Source organism: Hallella multisaccharivorax DSM 17128 (genome assembly GCF_000218235.1).
In the GTDB taxonomy this organism is placed as follows: Bacteria; Bacteroidota; Bacteroidia; order Bacteroidales; family Bacteroidaceae; genus Prevotella; species Prevotella multisaccharivorax.
Genome location: NZ_GL945017.1, coordinates 1,907,355 through 1,924,685, shown reverse-complemented (window position 1 = coordinate 1,924,685; position 17,331 = coordinate 1,907,355). Strand labels below are relative to the sequence as shown.

18 protein-coding genes and 1 riboswitch are annotated in these 17,331 nt (G+C 46.3%); of the genes, 8 read left to right on the top strand and 10 right to left on the bottom strand.

Annotated elements, in window-relative coordinates; all coding sequences use genetic code 11:
* Positions 1–108: 108 nt before the first annotated feature.
* From PREMU_RS08325 to PREMU_RS08280, 10 genes are all read right to left on the bottom strand, one after another.
* On the bottom strand, positions 109–2,217 hold the full coding sequence (locus PREMU_RS08325; RefSeq protein WP_007574501.1) for a TonB-dependent receptor plug domain-containing protein: 2,109 nt from the start codon (positions 2,215–2,217) through the stop codon (positions 109–111).
* A gap of 79 nt (positions 2,218–2,296) precedes the next feature.
* Positions 2,297–2,917 (bottom strand): nicotinamide riboside transporter PnuC, encoded by a 621-nt coding sequence (gene pnuC, locus PREMU_RS08320; RefSeq protein ID WP_007574500.1) that lies wholly within the window; start codon positions 2,915–2,917, stop codon positions 2,297–2,299.
* Positions 2,914–3,549, bottom strand: a complete 636-nt coding sequence (locus PREMU_RS08315; RefSeq protein ID WP_007574499.1) for a thiamine diphosphokinase — start codon at positions 3,547–3,549, stop codon at positions 2,914–2,916. Before PREMU_RS08315 ends, pnuC begins: the two co-directional genes overlap by 4 nt.
* Before the next feature lie 10 nt (positions 3,550–3,559).
* Positions 3,560–5,878, bottom strand: coding sequence for a TonB-dependent receptor (locus PREMU_RS08310; protein ID WP_007574498.1), 2,319 nt, complete (start codon positions 5,876–5,878; stop codon positions 3,560–3,562).
* A 29-nt stretch (positions 5,879–5,907) separates the two neighbouring features.
* Positions 5,908–6,006, bottom strand: a riboswitch (TPP riboswitch).
* A 195-nt stretch (positions 6,007–6,201) separates the two neighbouring features.
* Positions 6,202–7,401: a tetratricopeptide repeat protein gene (locus PREMU_RS08305; RefSeq protein ID WP_007574497.1), complete on the bottom strand. Its 1,200-nt coding sequence runs from the start codon at positions 7,399–7,401 to the stop codon at positions 6,202–6,204.
* Positions 7,402–7,843: 442 nt separating this feature from the next.
* Complete coding sequence (locus PREMU_RS08300) at positions 7,844–8,902, bottom strand: relaxase/mobilization nuclease domain-containing protein (RefSeq protein WP_007574495.1); 1,059 nt, start codon at positions 8,900–8,902, stop codon at positions 7,844–7,846.
* Positions 8,892–9,317, bottom strand: coding sequence for a plasmid mobilization protein (locus PREMU_RS08295; RefSeq protein ID WP_007574494.1), 426 nt, complete (start codon positions 9,315–9,317; stop codon positions 8,892–8,894). Before PREMU_RS08295 ends, PREMU_RS08300 begins: the two co-directional genes overlap by 11 nt.
* A gap of 401 nt (positions 9,318–9,718) precedes the next feature.
* On the bottom strand, positions 9,719–10,153 hold the full coding sequence (locus tag PREMU_RS08290; RefSeq protein ID WP_007574491.1) for a DUF3408 domain-containing protein: 435 nt from the start codon (positions 10,151–10,153) through the stop codon (positions 9,719–9,721).
* A 2-nt stretch (positions 10,154–10,155) separates the two neighbouring features.
* Entirely contained in the window at positions 10,156–11,136 is a 981-nt protein-coding gene (locus tag PREMU_RS08285; RefSeq protein ID WP_007574490.1) for a toprim domain-containing protein, read from the bottom strand.
* Positions 11,137–11,318: 182 nt separating this feature from the next.
* Entirely contained in the window at positions 11,319–12,584 is a 1,266-nt protein-coding gene (locus tag PREMU_RS08280; protein WP_007574489.1) for a virulence-associated E family protein, read from the bottom strand.
* 454 nt (positions 12,585–13,038) lie between these two features.
* Between PREMU_RS08280 and PREMU_RS08275 the strand changes: the two genes are divergently transcribed.
* The 8 genes from PREMU_RS08275 to PREMU_RS08240 all read left to right on the top strand — a co-directional run bounded on the left by PREMU_RS08275 (position 13,039) and on the right by PREMU_RS08240 (position 17,321).
* Positions 13,039–13,329 carry a helix-turn-helix domain-containing protein gene (locus PREMU_RS08275; protein ID WP_007574488.1) on the top strand — a complete coding sequence of 97 codons (291 nt, stop codon included), beginning with the start codon at positions 13,039–13,041 and terminating at the stop codon, positions 13,327–13,329.
* 23 nt (positions 13,330–13,352) lie between these two features.
* Positions 13,353–13,658 (top strand): helix-turn-helix domain-containing protein, encoded by a 306-nt coding sequence (locus PREMU_RS08270; protein ID WP_004359048.1) that lies wholly within the window; start codon positions 13,353–13,355, stop codon positions 13,656–13,658.
* Between the two features lie 278 nt (positions 13,659–13,936).
* The gene (locus PREMU_RS08265) at positions 13,937–14,260 is read left to right on the top strand and encodes an ArsR/SmtB family transcription factor (protein WP_028899680.1); all 324 of its coding nucleotides are present in this window, start codon (positions 13,937–13,939) and stop codon (positions 14,258–14,260) included.
* 61 nt (positions 14,261–14,321) lie between these two features.
* Positions 14,322–14,762, top strand: a complete 441-nt coding sequence (locus PREMU_RS08260; protein WP_004359044.1) for a nitrophenyl compound nitroreductase subunit ArsF family protein — start codon at positions 14,322–14,324, stop codon at positions 14,760–14,762.
* 8 nt (positions 14,763–14,770) lie between these two features.
* Complete coding sequence (locus PREMU_RS08255; RefSeq protein WP_028899679.1) at positions 14,771–15,478, top strand: aromatic aminobenezylarsenical efflux permease ArsG family transporter; 708 nt, start codon at positions 14,771–14,773, stop codon at positions 15,476–15,478.
* Positions 15,479–15,511: 33 nt separating this feature from the next.
* The gene (locus PREMU_RS08250) at positions 15,512–15,745 is read left to right on the top strand and encodes a thioredoxin family protein (RefSeq protein WP_004359040.1); all 234 of its coding nucleotides are present in this window, start codon (positions 15,512–15,514) and stop codon (positions 15,743–15,745) included.
* A 106-nt stretch (positions 15,746–15,851) separates the two neighbouring features.
* Positions 15,852–16,820: a permease gene (locus PREMU_RS08245; protein WP_007574486.1), complete on the top strand. Its 969-nt coding sequence runs from the start codon at positions 15,852–15,854 to the stop codon at positions 16,818–16,820.
* A 72-nt stretch (positions 16,821–16,892) separates the two neighbouring features.
* Entirely contained in the window at positions 16,893–17,321 is a 429-nt protein-coding gene (locus PREMU_RS08240) for an arsenate reductase ArsC (protein WP_007574484.1), read from the top strand.
* The last annotated feature ends 10 nt before the right edge of the window (positions 17,322–17,331 follow it).

The following is a 17,331-nucleotide window of genomic DNA, read 5'->3' as shown; positions in this document are numbered from 1 at the left end:
GGAAAATGGACGATAGCCACCGTAGGAGCAGGGCGAAACTGGGGGGAGGAAACCAAATTGTAAAGATGAAAAAGCGGCTGCCCCTACGGTGTCAATCGGAAGATGTCGCTACAGTGTGACTGTGGCGCCAGCCATGACCCACAGGCCGGGTTGTCGCACAGCACCGAGGTCGTAGTAACGATGGCAGGTAAGGTTGTCGGCCTTGACGTAGAGCACGCAGTGGGGGAGGGCATACTGCACCTTGCCGTCGAGCTTAAAGTAAGGATGATATCCGTTCATGCGTTGCTGCCAACGCAGTGACCACGATGCGGAGAGCCGGTTAACGATGGGGTGGGTGAGTGTCGCCACCACTTTATGACGCAGATACTCCAAGGCGTAGAGCGACCGGTAGATAGTCCGGTCAGTGTCGTGCTTCTGATGGATGTAGGCATATCCAAGGGTGAAGAGCCATGGTTCCTGCGGATTGCTATCTTTAGTATCTACTTGTGGTGCAAAGAGCTCGCTGAGATTGAACTTCGTATTGATGCTGAAGCCCATGTTGTTGAGCTTACCGATGTTCAGAGCATGGTATTTTTTAGCCTCCGGAGTTTCGTAGACCCAGTCGATCATATCGCGTCCACGGCTATAGAATGCGCTGGCGAGGGCACTGAAACCACGGTTACGGAAGCGCAGTCCTGTCTTGAAGGTACTGTTACGCTCCGGCTTGAGATTGCGGTCGCCCTGCTGCGCCGAGTTGTTCGTGAAGAGATCGGTGAAGGTGGGCAGTCGCAAGGCCTTATTCCAACTGGCATAGACTTTCCAGTGATCGTTTGGCCGGAAGCTGATGTCTGCACCCGGATAGAACCGGAAGTCATTGTCAAGTCCTGTGTTGCGATTGGCTAAAACGCCCGCAGAGACCGTGAGCCCTCCTATGATGACGTTGTGTTCAGCAAAGAGACTCGTATTGGTGCGGTTGCCCAGATGGTCGTAGACTCTGTCGGAGTGGCTGACAGCCTTCCAGTCGCTCTTTTGCATGAGGTCTCCGTAGGCTGTGGAGAGAATATGCTCCTTGCGGATATCAGCTCCGACGGCAGTCTTGCCGAGCGGCCAGTCGACGTGCGCGTTAAGCGAAGCCCCATAGACATCCATGCGATGATAGTTCTCTCCCTTCGCGGCCCCTGTACTGCCCTTGATGAGTTGGTAGTGGTCAATGTCGCGATGAGCATAGACGCTGGGGATGACCATTAATGAGCTGAGCCATCCGTCTTTGTGGAGGAACGGTCGGATGGAGGCGTCGGCGGAGGCGATGTAGCGGCGAGTCCATTCATATTGATTGGGGAAACGCGCGGAGTAGAATGTATTGGCGCCATAATCCTTCGACGTGATTCCTGCCTGCCAGTTGATGCTGACGACGTTGGCAGCATAGTTACCCTGATAGAACGCGTGTCGGTGGCGGAAGTCGGCGTTTTGTGTACCGCCGTCGCTCTGGGTGTAGCCCGCAGACAAAGCCGATGCCAGCCGCGGGGATGCTGTCGTTGAGAGCTGGAAATGTTTTTGAAACGCCACACGTGCATTTCCTCCAAAGGTGCCGAATGAGCCGCCTTCCAAGCTCATCTTACCCTCCCATGGTCTGCTTGCGGCAGGTTTTGGAGTGGTAACGATGTTGATGGCTCCTGAGAAAGCGGAGGCGCCGAAAACACGTGCCGCTGCGCCTTCGAGCACTTCGATGTGGTCGATGTCGTTGAGCGAGACGGGGAAGTCGGCTGCGTTGTGTCCGGTCTGCGGCGAATTCAGGGGCATGCCATTCAGGAGAATGGTGATCTGGTCGAAAGTGCCGCCGTTGATGGAGATGTCCGTCTGTACACCAAAGCCACCGCGCTGACGGACATCCACGCCCGTGGCTAATTTCAATACGTCGTTGATGGTCTGTGCCTCAGCACGATGAATGTCGTCGCGCGAGATGACCTCAACGATTTTGGCTGACTGCATGGCAGTCAGCGGCGCTCGCGATCCCATGACCTGCACTTCGTCAAGCCGCTGCTCTCCGAAAGAGAGCGTGTCGGCACCTTCCGTTGCGGGCTTGGTGGCAATGCCACCTGCACGGGCATAGGTAAGGGTAGGAATGGCAAGGACACCAATGACGACCACTTTGCCCAATGCAACAAAGAGGCTGTAGCCCTTGCGGTTGAAGTGCTTGAAGACGATCGCGTTGCGCTGGTTGAACGTTGTTGTTTTCATAAGCGCATGCAAAGGTAGGAAGAAAACGCCGCTTTCCGGCGTATTGACCGCATTTTTTTTTTCAAATCTTAGTGGAAAGTCAATGTTGGCGGTCCCCCGTCAGGTTGGTTTGGTGTTGACGGGCCATTGCTTTCCATTTATAATAGCCCATGATGGCAATGGCGACATAGAGGCCGTAGAGCGAGGCTTTGAAGGGAATACCTTTGATGATATAGAGGTAACAGCTCACGCCGTCAACAAGAATCCAGAAGAGCCACTGCTCAACATATTTGCGGGCGAGTGCCCACAGGCCCACGAAGCTCAGCGCATTGGTGAAGCCGTCAAGCACTGGCACCGTACTGTTGGTGTAGTGGGCGAGGACATACCAGGTAGCCAACCATGCCACGAGAAAAAACGAAATGGTGGCGGGATAAAGGTGTGCGGGCATATGGGTGACAGGCATTTCCTGCCCCTTCTTCTGCAGGTGCTTGCGGCCGAACTTCCATACGAGCCATCCGTAAATGGCGGCGAGGGTGTAATAGACCGCCATGGCTGCGTCGCCGTAAAGACCGTGGCTGTAATAGAGACAAATGTCGAGAGCCGGCATAACGATGCCCACGAGCCACAGCAGGATGTTAGCGCGGTATTCAAGATAGATGTAGAGAAGCCCCAAAAGGGTTGTGGTGATGTCGAGCCAGTGCTCGATGAGATAACTGTTCATTTAGCTTCGAATGTTTGATATATCAGATATTCGCCGTCTCCATTGATTTCAAAGCTGCTGTCTTCAGCCTCATTGAGTGTCCCCTGCCACAAGGAGGAGAAAGGATAGAGGTCCCATCTCAGCCCTTTGCCCTGCAGTTTTGTGCAATTGATGTTGAAAACACTGACCTGCTGTCGTGGAAAGGCTTTGAAGGTGCGGCAGCCTCCGGCTGCGACAAACCAGCCCTTGTCGGTGACCATCATCGCCTCTACGCCCAGACACTTGTGGTAATAGCCCAGAAGCGAGATATTGGCGAGGGTGTGGTCCTCACGTTTGCCTGTAGCACCGAGATAGACTATGTTTTTGAATCCCTTTGCAATGACAAACCGTGTGGCCTTTGTCAGATCGTTGTCGTCTTGCTCAGCGACGTGGTGGAAAATAGCGGCATATCGCTGCCTGAAGTTCTCAGGCAGCGAGTCTCCGTCGCCAACGATGGCGTCGGGCATGTATCCCTTTTGGATGGCCGTCATGCCGGCACGGTCGCAGCAGCAGAGATAGGTGGTCCGTCTCAACAGCGACAGGGGTATCTCATGTGTGGGGAAAGAGCCGTTGGCCAGAATGACGGTGGCTGGTGTGTTGAAGGAAATGCCCATGAATAGATGCTTAGAAGTCCAGGCTCAGATGCGCCATGACGTTGAAGGGCGCACTTGGAGCAAAGCCCGCAGCCCCCTGATCGCGTGTGCCCCAATCGTTGAAGGCAATGGCTTTGCCGTCTTTGGTCTTGGCGATCTGTGGGGACCCCCAGCCGTTGTTGTCGTATTTGGCGTTGAAAATGTTGTAGAGCGAGAGCCCCAATGTGGCACTCTTGATGCCAAGACGCCGGAGAGCGAAGTGGTAAGAGAGGTCGACATTGGTGGTGAAGTGGTCTTGAAGCATGAGCGTCTCACGGGTCTCGTTGCCATTTTTGTCGTGACACGCCATTTCCTTGAAGTTGGTATTGGTGAGATATTGTTCACCGATGTACTGGCTTTGCACTGAGGCGATGAAGCCCTTATAGTTGAATGTGAAGATATTGTTGACAATGATGTCGGGCGAGAAGGCCGTGTGAGTGTTGCCGAGATTGATGTTCTCGCCTGCTATATTGTTGCCTTTGGCGTCGTAGAGAGGTTTATTCTTTTCGTCGACACGGACGGTACTCTGCACCCAGTCCTTGTTGATGCTGCGCGAGAAGGTAGCATTGAGATCCCATCTGAAGAAGGGACAGGGCTTCCATGCACCTTCAAGCTCGATGCCTTCGCGGTAGGAACTCTTGCCATTGCTGGAGGCAATCATCTCGCCGATGTCGTTAAGGGCACCCGTGAGGACGTACTGGTGGTTGTAATACATATAATAGAGGTTGATGCCGGCTGTGAGTTGCCGGCTCCCAAACTTGTATCCGAGCTCAATATCCTGTAGTTTCTCCGCTTTGAGATGCTGCAATTCATTGTCTTGATAGTCGTTGCGAGTGGGCTCTTTGTGGCTGATGGCGTAGGAAGCATAGAGCCGATGATGATCGTTAAGCTGGTAATTGAGTCCGAACTTCGGATTGAAGAAGTCGAAATCGTCGTGTGCCCAGTAGCCTTTAGTGCGGTCTTCGTTGATAAAATAGTCGCGGGGATCCTGCAAGCGGTAGCCCACATGGCGGTATTGCAGGTCTATATAGCCATTCGCTCCAGGCAGGAAGGTCCACGATGCTTTCCCGAAGACGTTGAAATCCGACTTCCATGCGCGGTTGCGGTAATACTCATAGCCAGGATAATAGTCTTTTACCTTGTCTTTGGTCCACAGTACTTCACCCCAGTGGTCGCCGATATACTTGTTCCATCCGCCGCCGAATATGGCTTTATAATTGCGACGGTTGTCGTAGTTGACGCTTGCAATGATACCGTAAAGATTGTTTTCCATGAGTTTCTTTCGTGTGAGATCACTCTTGAATTTGGTATCAGAAAGCCCATAATCATGGTAATTTTTGTTCACCTTATATTCGTTATAATAGCCGTAACCGTGTGTGTAATGAAAGGTTACGTTGGTGTTCCAATATTGCCCATAGAGCTGATTCCAGATGGCCTGGTAGTTCTGTTGGAAGTAGTTGTCGGTCTGGTCGGGGTAAAAAGCCATGTTGCCATTGCCGTCTGTGTAGGCGCCACACGAGTTATAACGCCGGCCATAGAGGCTCTGATCATATTTAGACGTGTAGTTCCATGCATGGTAGGTGTTCTCTACACTATTCCAAGTGAGGAATTTTACCATTGTATTGTCAGAGAAATAACCACCTTGGAGGAAATAAGAGTTTAGCTTAGTCCATGCGCGGTCGATGTAGCCTTTTGATCCTATGTTAGACAGTCGGCCTTGCAGTCCCCAGTGATCGTGGAGCAGGCCTGTACCAAAGCGGAGAGTCTCTTTGTGGCTGTAGTATGAACCGCCGCTGACGTCAAGGCCAAAGAAAGGCTGCGTACCGATATTTTCTGTCTGCATGTTAATAGAGGCCCCGAAGGCACCACCGCCATTAGTGGACGTTCCAACGCCTCGCTGTATCTGCATGCTTTGGAGAGAAGAAGCAATGTCACCCATGTCGACAAAGTACAGTTGCGAGCTCTCTGCGTCGTTAAAAGGTACGCCGTTGGCGGTGACATTGATGCGGGTTGGGTCTATACCACGTATGCGGATAGAGGTGTAACCGATGCCGTTGCCGGCGTCGGAAGTGGTGGTGACCGATGGTGTGAGTGATAGAAGATAAGGGATGTCCTGTCCGAAATTGATTTGCCTGATTTGTTGTTGAGAGAGCGTTTGGAAAGCCATGGGTGTGGTTTTTGAAGCGCGTGTTGATGTCACCTGTACGTCTTGCAAGGTGTACGTGTTGAGCGTGTCGAGCTTTTCGGGATTGCTGGCAATGGCAGCCACCGCCGAAAGCGTCAGGCTCATCATGAAAAACAGTCTTTTCATAGATACCTTTTGTTTGTTTTAAATAATAACTAAAGGGATTATCCTTTACCTACGCCGGCATTGTCCGGATCAGGTTTATGGGTATGATCTCAGCCACAACACATGTTGTAGCACCCCTTAGAACACAATTCTTGTATTCCGATTGCAAAGTTACAAAGAAAAAGCGAAAGGGCGTCGCAAATGTTTAAGAAAAATATCAAAAGGTGAAATTTGCGTACACATACAGTGATTGAAGGCGGCAAAGTGTTGTCGCCCGCTTTCAGCAGATCGTCTGAAAAGCCTACGGGAACGCCCTCTGTTTATGCCTTTATCCTTCTTCTATATCATGGTTTCCTCATCAGTTTGTCGATTTCGTCAAACTGCTTGCCCATATTGAGGTTGAGGTAAATGGTATAGAGTGGTAAAGCCCATTTGTTTTGCTCTTGCGGTCTCATTTTTCTATATTGTTCCAGATAGGGCAGTGCCTGTTTATAGTAATTGACCATCTGTTGTCGTTTCTGCCTGACGGTTTGCGTGTTTTTGTCAAGCCGTACGCCTTGGTTGTACTTTGCCAGACCGGCATTGAGCCATGCCTCAGCCATCGTGCTGTCCTTTTTTATCAGGGAATCGGCAATGACGAAACTGCTCACATAGTCTCCAGTGTTGATGAGTATGGTGCTTTTGGCAAGCCATACCGTGGCGTTGGTACTGTCAGCCTTGATGGCTTTGTCCGTAAGTGCGGAGGCTTCTTTCCAGTCAGAGTGCATGGAGTAATATTCCATTAGATGCGAATAGAAGTATTCTGATTTAGAATTCAGGGAGAATCCTTCTTTCAAGGTGGTGATACTCCGTGTGGTATCCTTTTCCGACATATAAGTTTCCGCGAGATATTGCAGCATGGACTCATGGTGTTCCGTATCTTTCAGGGCAAGGTATGTGTTATGAAGGACCTTTTGCGTGTCTTTCATCTTGTAGCCGCAATATGCTGCCCAGTAAGCGGCCGATGGCAGATGCTTGTCCTTTGAAGAGTAATTAAACGCCTGGAACATAGGCATTTCCGCCGCACAGATGTATTGATTGAAAAGCTCATAAGCCCGGGCATAGTCATGCTTTCCTATGAAATAGATGCCTCCATTGAAGAGATTGGGACGCAGGGTGTTCAATATTTGTGCGTTCTGTTTGCGCATGTTGGGTCTTATTCTGCCTTTTTTGTCGGGAAGGGCATCAATGCTGTCATAGGCCGTCATGGCTGTGAACATGCGTGAAGCAATGTTGAAAAGAAAAGTAGTGTCGTATTTCTGTTTGAGGTACAGCTTCTCATTTCCAGCCTGATATTGCTTTTGCATTGACTCGAAGAGCAATCGCCATATTTTCTCTTTTCTTCTGTTGGCCGAGTCCTTCAGTAGAGTAGTCATGGAGACTTCGACTTTATCAAGGTTTTTATTGGCCTTGAGATGATCCATGGCTGCATTGATTTCCTTTTTCTGTGCAGCCATAGGTAGGAGAGATACAATAAACAGTAGAGTAAAAACAATCCTTTTCATACCTGCGAAGTTAACTAAAAAAAAGGAAAGGGGGTCGTTTTCCCTTTCCCATTTAATAATTATTATAAGACGCTCATTTGATTCAAGGCCTTCCCGAAAACTGGTAGAGAATGAGCGATGCCGTACGCTTCATTTCCACGATAATACGTTTCGCGATGCGATTACAGTGTAAAGGCGATGCGATTACAGTGTAAAGGCGATGCGATTACGCCGTAAGATATTTATTAAAGTGTATCTAATTGAAAATAAATAAGTTACATTATTAATGCAACTAAACTGGTAACGATTTGGAAACGAGCGAGCTACTTGGCTTCGCTGTTTTCTGCCTAACAAAGAACGCTTGTTATTCTGTTTGCAAAGATAATACTTTACTGGCGAATAACAAGCGTTTTTAATGAGATATTCTTCTTTCTGCACTTTTATAATGCGATTTGTGATTGGACTATAATCCTCGTTTGCGCTTCTTCTTTCTGTTGGCTTGGTTTCTGAGTTTACGCTGCCATGCTGCTTCAGCATAGTCGTCGCCTTGTGCGGTTGGTGTAATCAAATCGCCTAACCCTTCCACTACTTCATCGGCTACGCTAACGATGGTATCCACTGCACCAATGGAGTTCTGCACTTGTGGCGTGTCATTGTCTCGTGAGATTGAGGAACGGCTCTTGGGTACAAGCTCATAACCTGTATCAGGCAGTTCGTTCTTTTCTCTTGATTTTTGTACTGTTTGATGTAAATTCCTTGATTCTTCCCTGTCGGTTGGTTCAAAGCTTTTCTGCAAGGAACGGTAGCCGAATTCTCTGCCAATTTCAGATGCCTTGAAAGATTGTCCTGCGTATGAGAATTTTAAGCCATAGACCTTGCCCTGCTTGTTCTTCATGTGCTCTATGGTAATACCATTCTTGTTCAACTCGTAAAGGAACATGGAATGCCCCGTGACACCTGTTCCTTTGTACTTATCAAGCAGAGCATAACAGATATGTTGCACCTCTTTCTTTGTTTGCTCTCTTGTAGGGCTGGCTTTTTCCTTTTGGTGTTTCCTTTCTGCCTTGACCTCCTTTGCGATGGTCAAGCCTTTCTCCCTGCTGATTTCCTCCGCTACCCTCGCTGCTCTGTTGCTTACAAAGGTGGTATCATAGACTTCTCCATAAAGGCTGATACGATTGGCAATAATATGGATATGCCTGTTGTCGGTGTCCTTGTGCGTTACTGCCACCCATTGGTGGTTGTCAAGTCCCATTCGCTTGGCAAACAGATGGGCTATTCCCATAAGCTCGGATACAGGCAGCTTTTTCTCGTCCTGCGGTGCAATGCCTATTTCGATACGGAGAAACTTGTTCCTGCAACGGCTGTTATAGTCGTTGACCACTTTCATTTCCTCATAGATTGTCTTTGGTTCCCTGCTGCAAAGATTGTGGAAGGCAAGCCGATAGCCGAGCTTACCTTCTCTAAAAATATAGTCCAAAGCCGTGCTGCCGTGGGCTATCGCCTTACATTTACCTATCATCTCTCTTCAGATTTAAGACCTTATATATCTCATCGTCCACACGAAAATGGGGATTATAAAATCGCTTAAATGCCTCTTTTGCACATAGCGAGAGGTTCTTAGTGATATGTACCCACCTTTCATCCTTAACCTTGATAAGGTTAGAAACCTGCCCATAGAATCTTCCTGTATGTTGGAGGATGGCAATGGCTTCCCTCTCGTTGTCGGTCATCTTGGGAACGGCAGTCACTTCTCCGTTAAGGAGTATCTCACGGCAGTAGTCGGAGAACTTACGCCCAGCGCTTTCCGCCTTTGACTTAATACGCTGCTTTTCTTCTGAGGTGCATCTTGCCTTGATGAACTCTGTCTTGTTCATCTTCTGCTCTTCCTTATTCTGTTGCTGCCATTTGGCAGTCTTTCTATTATATCTGTTCATATAAGCTTCTTTGAAAGTTAATCATTATAGATGATTCATTGTCTCTTAATTCTTGAATACTGACCGATGAGAACGGAGTGATTACGGTCTAATCTCCCCGACAGTCTGACGAGGGGAGCAAGAGCAGTTTGTGGGTACAAACTGACGTCTTGCAATGCTACCGAACAAACCATTTACGCTTAAAACGTTTTATAGCCTAAAAACGAATGCCGTGCATTCTGTGTTTAACTGTGTTCGTGGTGTTCTCATCATTCAGATGTCTGCTTGCTAAAAATATGATGTCATATTTGCCCAAATATGACGTCTCATTTACGAGATATGACATCATATTTTAATGCGATAGTAGGATTAGAGCGGGAAATAAATCTTTTGAAATTCATCCCTCGCCCCCTTCCTGCGGTTTATAACCTTCTCCATTTCTCTATATCTTCACCATATTCCTCCAGATGCTGACGAACGATGTTCTCCACAAAGCTTGAAAGGTTGCTGCCCCTGTCGCCTAACCTACGCACAATGAAGTCGGCACGCTCCTGTGTCTCCCTACTCAGATAGACTGCCTTACGGTTGTTTAACTTGGTCGGCACAAGATAGGCTTGCTTGTAGGCTTCGAGTGTTTTCTTTCTCATCTTGGCACTGATACGTCTTTGAACAGTTGCACTCTCAGTGTTCCGTGCAGGCTCGGAGTGCATGGTATTCTCTGTGTCCTGCTTGTTTGTTGGTCTTTCTCTTTCAGGAACTGCAGTCGCTTCTTGTGAAGTAGATTCGTTCTCTGTTTCATCTTCCACACCCAAGAACCATGAAAGGTCTTTGTCACTCATCATAGTTTCCTTTTCCATTTCTATTTCATTTTAAGTTTGACTTGTTTTGATTTCTTGTTTTGTCCTGTAATTGATATGTGTGTCTGTTCCTGCGCTTTCCGTTTCTGCTGCTCACGGACACGGCTGACATGAAAATCGTTGAGATCCTTGAAGTCTTTGTAATGTATGTTCATGTCCTCAACATGGAAGCCTGCCTTTATGAAATCTTGAACAGCCCTCCGTCCTGCTTCATCATTGTCAAGGAAGGCGCGGATATTGGTGAGGTGTCGGTCATTCAAATAGCGGATAGTCCTTGCCACGTTGCTCACGGAGTTCATCACAAGGCAGTGGTTGGTAATCTCTTCTTTCATCGAAAGGAAGGAGAGGAAGTCCATGAAGCCTTCAAAGATACATACAGGCTCCGCTCTATCCGTGAATATCGGAGTAATGTCCTTCGGGGCTATTGTTCCCTTGAACGTCTTGTCGTCCCGAAGCTCATAGCCGCCAAAGAGATTGGCAAAGCCAATGGCTTGATAGCGCCTGCCCCTTGCCTCATAGCTGATACATTTGAGGAAAGGCATAGCCTTTTCCAAGTTGATGCAACGCACCTTTGTAAGGTACTCCTGAAAATGTGGTGGCAGAGTGTCTGATATTTCTATCAGTCTCCTTGCTCCACTTGGCTGCCATGGCGTGACTGGACTGGTATCGATGTCTGACTTCTCTTTTGAAAGACCGTACGCTGCATCAAGGGAAGCGTTCTGTCCCAAACGACGGATGGCTTCCGATAGCGTGCAGCCCTCCATACGCATACAGAGGTCGATTATGCTTCCGCCCCGTCCCTCGCCATAATCTATCCAAAGGTTCTTCTCTGTGTCCACCTTGAAGCTCGGATGCGTTTCCTCCCTGAGCGGTGAACAATACAGGGCATAGGCAGCAGTCCTACGTACAGGCTTGACGCCTTTCCTTTCAAGATACTCCACGATGGGGTATCGCTTGATACGTGATAAATCTTCTTCTTTCATTGTTTTGATACATTAATGGGTTGAATGATAATTATTTATGTTTGTCTGTTTTTGGGGTTTTACCTTTTCCAAAGTTTTCCCCCTCCAAACTTTTTCATCTTTCTTCTTACTACATACTATTTTGTGATAAGTGATTGATAATCAGTATTACTTTGTAGTATAAGACAATACTACACATTCTACTACATTTGGCTACTACAAGTTTGAAGGAGCGGGCATGGCAAGATTTTCCTAATCTTGTAGACATAGATGGGGCTACCACCGTTTCTTCGTTTGCTCACCTTTATGTATCCTGCTTTCTTCAAGGCTTCACCCATACGCTTGGCAACAAGTGGTTGGTGAGTATAAATACCCAAATAGGTGAGTATCTCCGTAGTGGTCATTAACGAATAACTTTCATCCTCCGTTGGCTTTTCAAAACAACGCAACAAAAGCTCCATCTCTGCAGTCTGTACTTGAAAGTCCTCACTCTCTCTGTATAGTTCGGCAATCTCATCATCATCAAACCAATAGCGAAAACCTGACTTTAACAGGGCTTTGGCTTCCGCATAGACATTGTTCATCGAGATCGCTTTTGCTCTCTCAATATCTATGGAAAGCACTTCAAAGGGCAGGAAGCGTCTGCTGCCCGTCGGGTCTGTCAGAAAGTCGTTGCCGTTCACTGATGCCACGAAACTTGCCAAGTGGGGATGTTCCTCGACATACTTGTCGTAGGGCATGCGGTACTTGACCATCGGGCAAGTGATGAGGTTCTTCAGTTCATTCTCGTCACGCTTGTTGAGTGCTTTGAGCTGGTCGTCTATGTTTACGATGAGGTTTTGCCCGATATAGGTGAGCGTGTCCTTCTCCTGCGGATATATCTTGCCAGTGTAGCTATAGCCATGCAATGCAGGTGGGCAGAGCAAATCCAAGAATGTAGTTTTGAACTTGCCCTGCTCGCCCGTCAGCACAAGGCAGGTGTGGTTACGGCACTCACGGTCGTCCATTACGTTGGCGACCACTGCCACGAGCCACTTGGTGAGATATTGTAACCACTTGTCAGAGTTGCGCACGACTACGCAACTTGCCAAGTGGGGAATGGCTTTCAGTGAAAAGGGAGAACTGCTACTTACATCCACCAATGGCAATCCCTTGAAATACTCCTGTATGGGGTTTATGCGTGGAGAGAAGCTGCTCTCGATGATAGAGTATAGATTTTCCGATGAGGTTATTATCCCGATGTCGTTGTCTATCTCCCTGCGGAGCGTGTTGATTTCATAGCGGCCCACCTTTGAGAAGTGAGCATCATTCTTGCTACGATATTCAGTTCTACCCAATACCGTATTGTATCTGAACTCGTAGTGAGTGGAGAGATAGGCTTCTATCTCCGAGTTCTTGGAGGAAATTCTTCTCGGTCTGGGCATATTGTTACTGCCTTCCGATTTGCCTTTATCTGCGCTTGTTTTCATTATATGCTTGGTTTGGTTTCCAAGAGTGAAGTTATTAAGAGAACGGATAAGTTCCAAGCATTCGGAGAGTGCTTGCATAATGTTGCGTCTGTCTGCTATAAAGTTCACATGTATATTTTGTCGTGGCAGGGCAAGAAAATGGGATTTTTGTGGAAAACAGAGTTGGGAATGATAGCTACAGCCAAAGACAGAAATGTGTGTATTGCCTATGTTTGCTGTATTTTGCGCCGATTGGGATTATCCTTCATATAGGATAAACGGTGAAAGAAGAAATCAAAGAATAATGCGAAAAAGGCAACCGATAAGATATGTTGTCTTTTCCTTCAAGTTCCCTATATTTCCCTGCTGTTCCCTGCTGCTTTGAGGTATGGAAAACACATCCTACTTTTGCAGGCAGAAACGTGCGGTAAGACGCAAAACAATAAGGAATTACAAACAAAATAACAATAAAACTATGGGATATTTTATCATTACGGATTCAAATTGGGCAAGGTTGAGGAACGAGATACTCAGTCTTGCCGAGACCTGCCACAAGGCATTCGGGGAACAGAGCAAGCATACCGATTGGCTGCACAATGGTGATGTATGCAAGTTGCTCAACATCAGCAAGCGCACATTGCAGCACTACCGGGATACAGGTGTACTTCCATTCTCTCAAATCGGGCATAAGTGCTATTACAGGCGTGAGGATGTGGAGCTATTGCTCCAAACCAAATCGGAGAAATCAAAACGGACAAATCCATGAATAACAAATAAGGCGAAAGAACTATGGAACAAGTAAGAGATTTGAACATGGAGGCAGACGATATGCAGGTGGTGCTGTCCGCACTAAAAGGGGTAAGCAAGCGGATTAAGGAAGTGGCAAAGACACACAAACCGCTCTTTGGCGGTGAGCACTTTCTCACGAGTAAAGAGGTGTGCGAAAGGCTGTACATCAGCCCTCGCACCTTGCAGGACTATCGGGATAGGGGAATTATCCCCTACACCCAGTTCGCAGGAAAAATCCTCTATAAGGCCTCAGATTTGGAAAAGATGCTGAAAGATAATTATAGGGAACAGAAACAAGTGCCTTAGGATATTTAGATTATATTTCAAAAGTTAAACTAACAGCTTATGATTTCACAAGTACCCTGCAAGAAGGAAGCAGCTATTCCTATGGATTTGGAAACCATAAGATGCTTTCACATAGAATCATTAACAACTTAGACTAGCGACTATAGCATAGGATTACTATTTATATTTTTCTGAGATACAGAAAAAAAACGATTTTCCCCAAAAATAACGATATTATTTGCATGTATCAGATATTGTTCGTAATTTTGCAAACAACAAACAATGATACATATAGAATAATGGAAGATAAACTGCACACAACAAATCTGGAACAGATAGCTCATTTTGCCAAAGCAATGGGACATCCAACGAGGATGGCAATTCTTGCTTTCTTGGCAAAACAAGATAGTTGCTTCTTCGGTGATATTCACGAAGAACTACCTATTGCCAAAGCAACCGTTTCGCAGCATTTGAAGGAATTGAAAGAAGCCGGCTTAATCCAGGGTGAAGTGGAAGCGCCCAAAGTTAAATATTGTATCAACAAGGATAATTGGCAAGCTGCGAAGAAGATGTTTGCAGATTTCTTTGCGCAACCCTGCAATAATAAGGGCTGTCGTAGGTGATTTTTTTTGAAGAATATGTTCGTAGTTTTGCGAATAACTAACAACAAAATATAAAAAAGGTATGAAAAAGTGTTTATTTTTAATCGTGGCATGTTTCACCTTTATCTTTTGCAACATGAATGCAAAGGACGGAACAGATGCCCAGGCTCTAAAAAAGACGACGGTAAAGGATTATGTAGAAGTGTTGTATTTTCATGGGAAACAGCGCTGTGCCACATGTATGGCTATCGAAAGCAACACAAAAGCTACAATGAAAAAGAACTTCGCTGACCAGATAAAAAAAGGCAAGGTGACTTTTAAGGTAATAGACATCAGCAAAAAGGAAAATGAGAAGATAGCAGAAAAGTATGAGGTAACATGGTCTTCACTATTTATCGTTAGACATAAGAATGGAAAGGAAACATACAAGAATATGACTGAATTTGCTTTTGCTAATGCACGCAAATCACCAGATGTATTTAGGGCTGGTGTCGTAAAATCCGTAAATGAAATGCTGAGATAATGGTGGATATGGATTGGTTACAGACATTGCTGGATAACAGTTCCACGCCTATACTGACAGCATTTCTGCTCGGACTACTGACAGCACTTTCACCTTGTCCGTTAGCAACGAACATAGCAGCTATAGGGTTTATCGGAAGAGATATTGAAAACAGGAAGCGCATATTCCGAAATGGCCTGCTTTATACGCTGGGGCGAATTCTTTCATACACCCTACTTGGTGTAATACTGATTACTATTCTGAAAGAAGGTTCCAGTATGTTCGGCATACAAAAGACAATAGGAACGTGGGGGGAGCTTATACTTGGACCTCTTCTACTCGTGATAGGCCTGTTCATGCTTTGGGGGGATAAACTCAACCTCCCCAAGTTTGGATTCACTGGAAATCCGGAAGGTCTTGCCAGGAAAGGCGGCTGGGGTGCTCTGATGATAGGGGTTCTGTTCGCCCTGGCTTTCTGTCCCACCAGTGGTGTGTTCTACTTCGGCATGCTGATACCGATGTCTGCCACGACCTCGGCAGGCTATCTTCTACCCATGATATTTGCTGTCGCTACGGCTATACCGGTACTTGCTGTTGCATGGGTTCTCGCCTTCAGCATACAACAAATGGGAAATTTTTACGGAAAGATACAGAAAGTGCAAAAATGGGCGAACCTTATTGTAGGCGTGGTATTCATCATCATCGGCATATATTATTGCTGGATAATGTATTTGTAAAATGAATTTAATAACAATAATATTTTTACTAATATGGAAATAAAAGTTTTAGGGCCGGGTTGTGCCAAATGTAAATCAACCTACAATGTAATTGAAAAGGTACTTAAAGAGAACGACATCGATGCAAAACTCACCAAGGTGGACGACATCATGGAAATGATGAATTACAATATCATGACATCGCCAGCCGTTGTCATTGACGAAGTGGTAAAATTGAAGGGGAAGGTACCGACAGAAAGTGAAGTAAAGGAACTTCTGGGCATCTGATTGACAGAATATGTTTAACCACGAGCGGCAGAAACAACCATTATGGTATCTGCCGCTTTTTTTCAAGAACATTGTTCGTATTTAAGCGAACAAAAAAAAGACTTCTATGATACAAGAATTTGCAGACAGGCTTGTTTACGGACTGTTCGGACTAAGTGCCGACACACCGATAGGAATTGCCGTAAACTTTTTCTTTTATGATACGATAAAAATACTTATCCTTTTGTTCTTCATCAGCGTATTGATGGGAATTATCAACGCCTACTTCCCAATTGAACGTTTGAGAAAATATCTGGTTACACACAATATGTACGGATTGCAGTACTTGCTGGCTTCCATATTCGGAGCGGTCACTCCTTTCTGTTCATGTTCTTCCATTCCTCTGTTTATCGGATTTGTAAAGGGCGGCATTCCTTTGGGCGTAACATTCGCATTTCTTATCACATCACCGTTGGTAAACGAGGTGGCTGTTGCCATGTTCCTTGGCTCCTTCGGATTGAAGGTGACTCTTATCTACGTCATCAGCGGCATTCTGTTAGGAGTAATAGGCGGTATAGTACTCGGTCGCATGCGCCTTGCTCCTTATCTGAGTGACTGGGTAAAGCAGATGCAGGCAAATTCATCCGCTCAGGCAGGGGAATGGGAAAAAGACCATACCACCTTTACCAAGAGGCTTCCCACTATTATCCGTGATGCATGGAAAATTGTCAGTGGTGTACTTATATATATTCTGATAGGTATAGGTATCGGTGCTTTCATGCATGGCTTTGTTCCTGAAGGATTCTTTGAGCAATACATGTCAAAAGACAACTGGTATGCAGTTCCTTTGTCTGTTATACTTGCCGTACCGATGTATGCTAATGCCGCAGGTATCGTCCCAGTAATCGAGGTATTTGTAGCGAAAGGCATTCCCATCGGAACGGCGATAGCCTTCATGATGGCTGTCGTTGGTCTTTCCTTGCCAGAGGCAACACTGCTCAAGAAAGTAATGACATGGAGACTTATCGGCATATTCTTCGGCACTGTGACGTTTTTCATCATCTTGTCCGGCTATCTGTTTAATTATATTCTATAATATGTAGAAGCTCCTTCCAAAAAGCATTCAAACTATATAGTAAGTCAAATCCCCAAATTTAAAAATAAAAAGATGAAAGTATTGATTCTTTGTACAGGAAACAGCTGCCGTAGCCAAATGGCTCATGGCTTTCTACAGTCATTCGACAAAAATATAGAAGTGTATTCTGGTGGAACGGTACCAGCGAAACAGGTAAACGCCAAGGCGGTGGAAGTAATGAAAGAAGCCAGAATAAACATTGCCTCACATGTCCCAACACATGTTAATACCTATCTTGACAAGGAATGGGATTACGTAATAACCGTTTGCGGTGGTGCAAACGAAAGTTGTCCTATGTTTACAGGTAAAGTAAGAAACAGGCTGCATATAGGGTTTGACGATCCCTCGGAAGCAACCGGAAGTCCCAAGTTTATCAACAGTGAGTTCCATCGGGTACGGGATGAAATTAAAGCCTGTTTCTATGACTTCTACCTGAACGAATTAAAACCACAATTAAAATAAATAGATATTG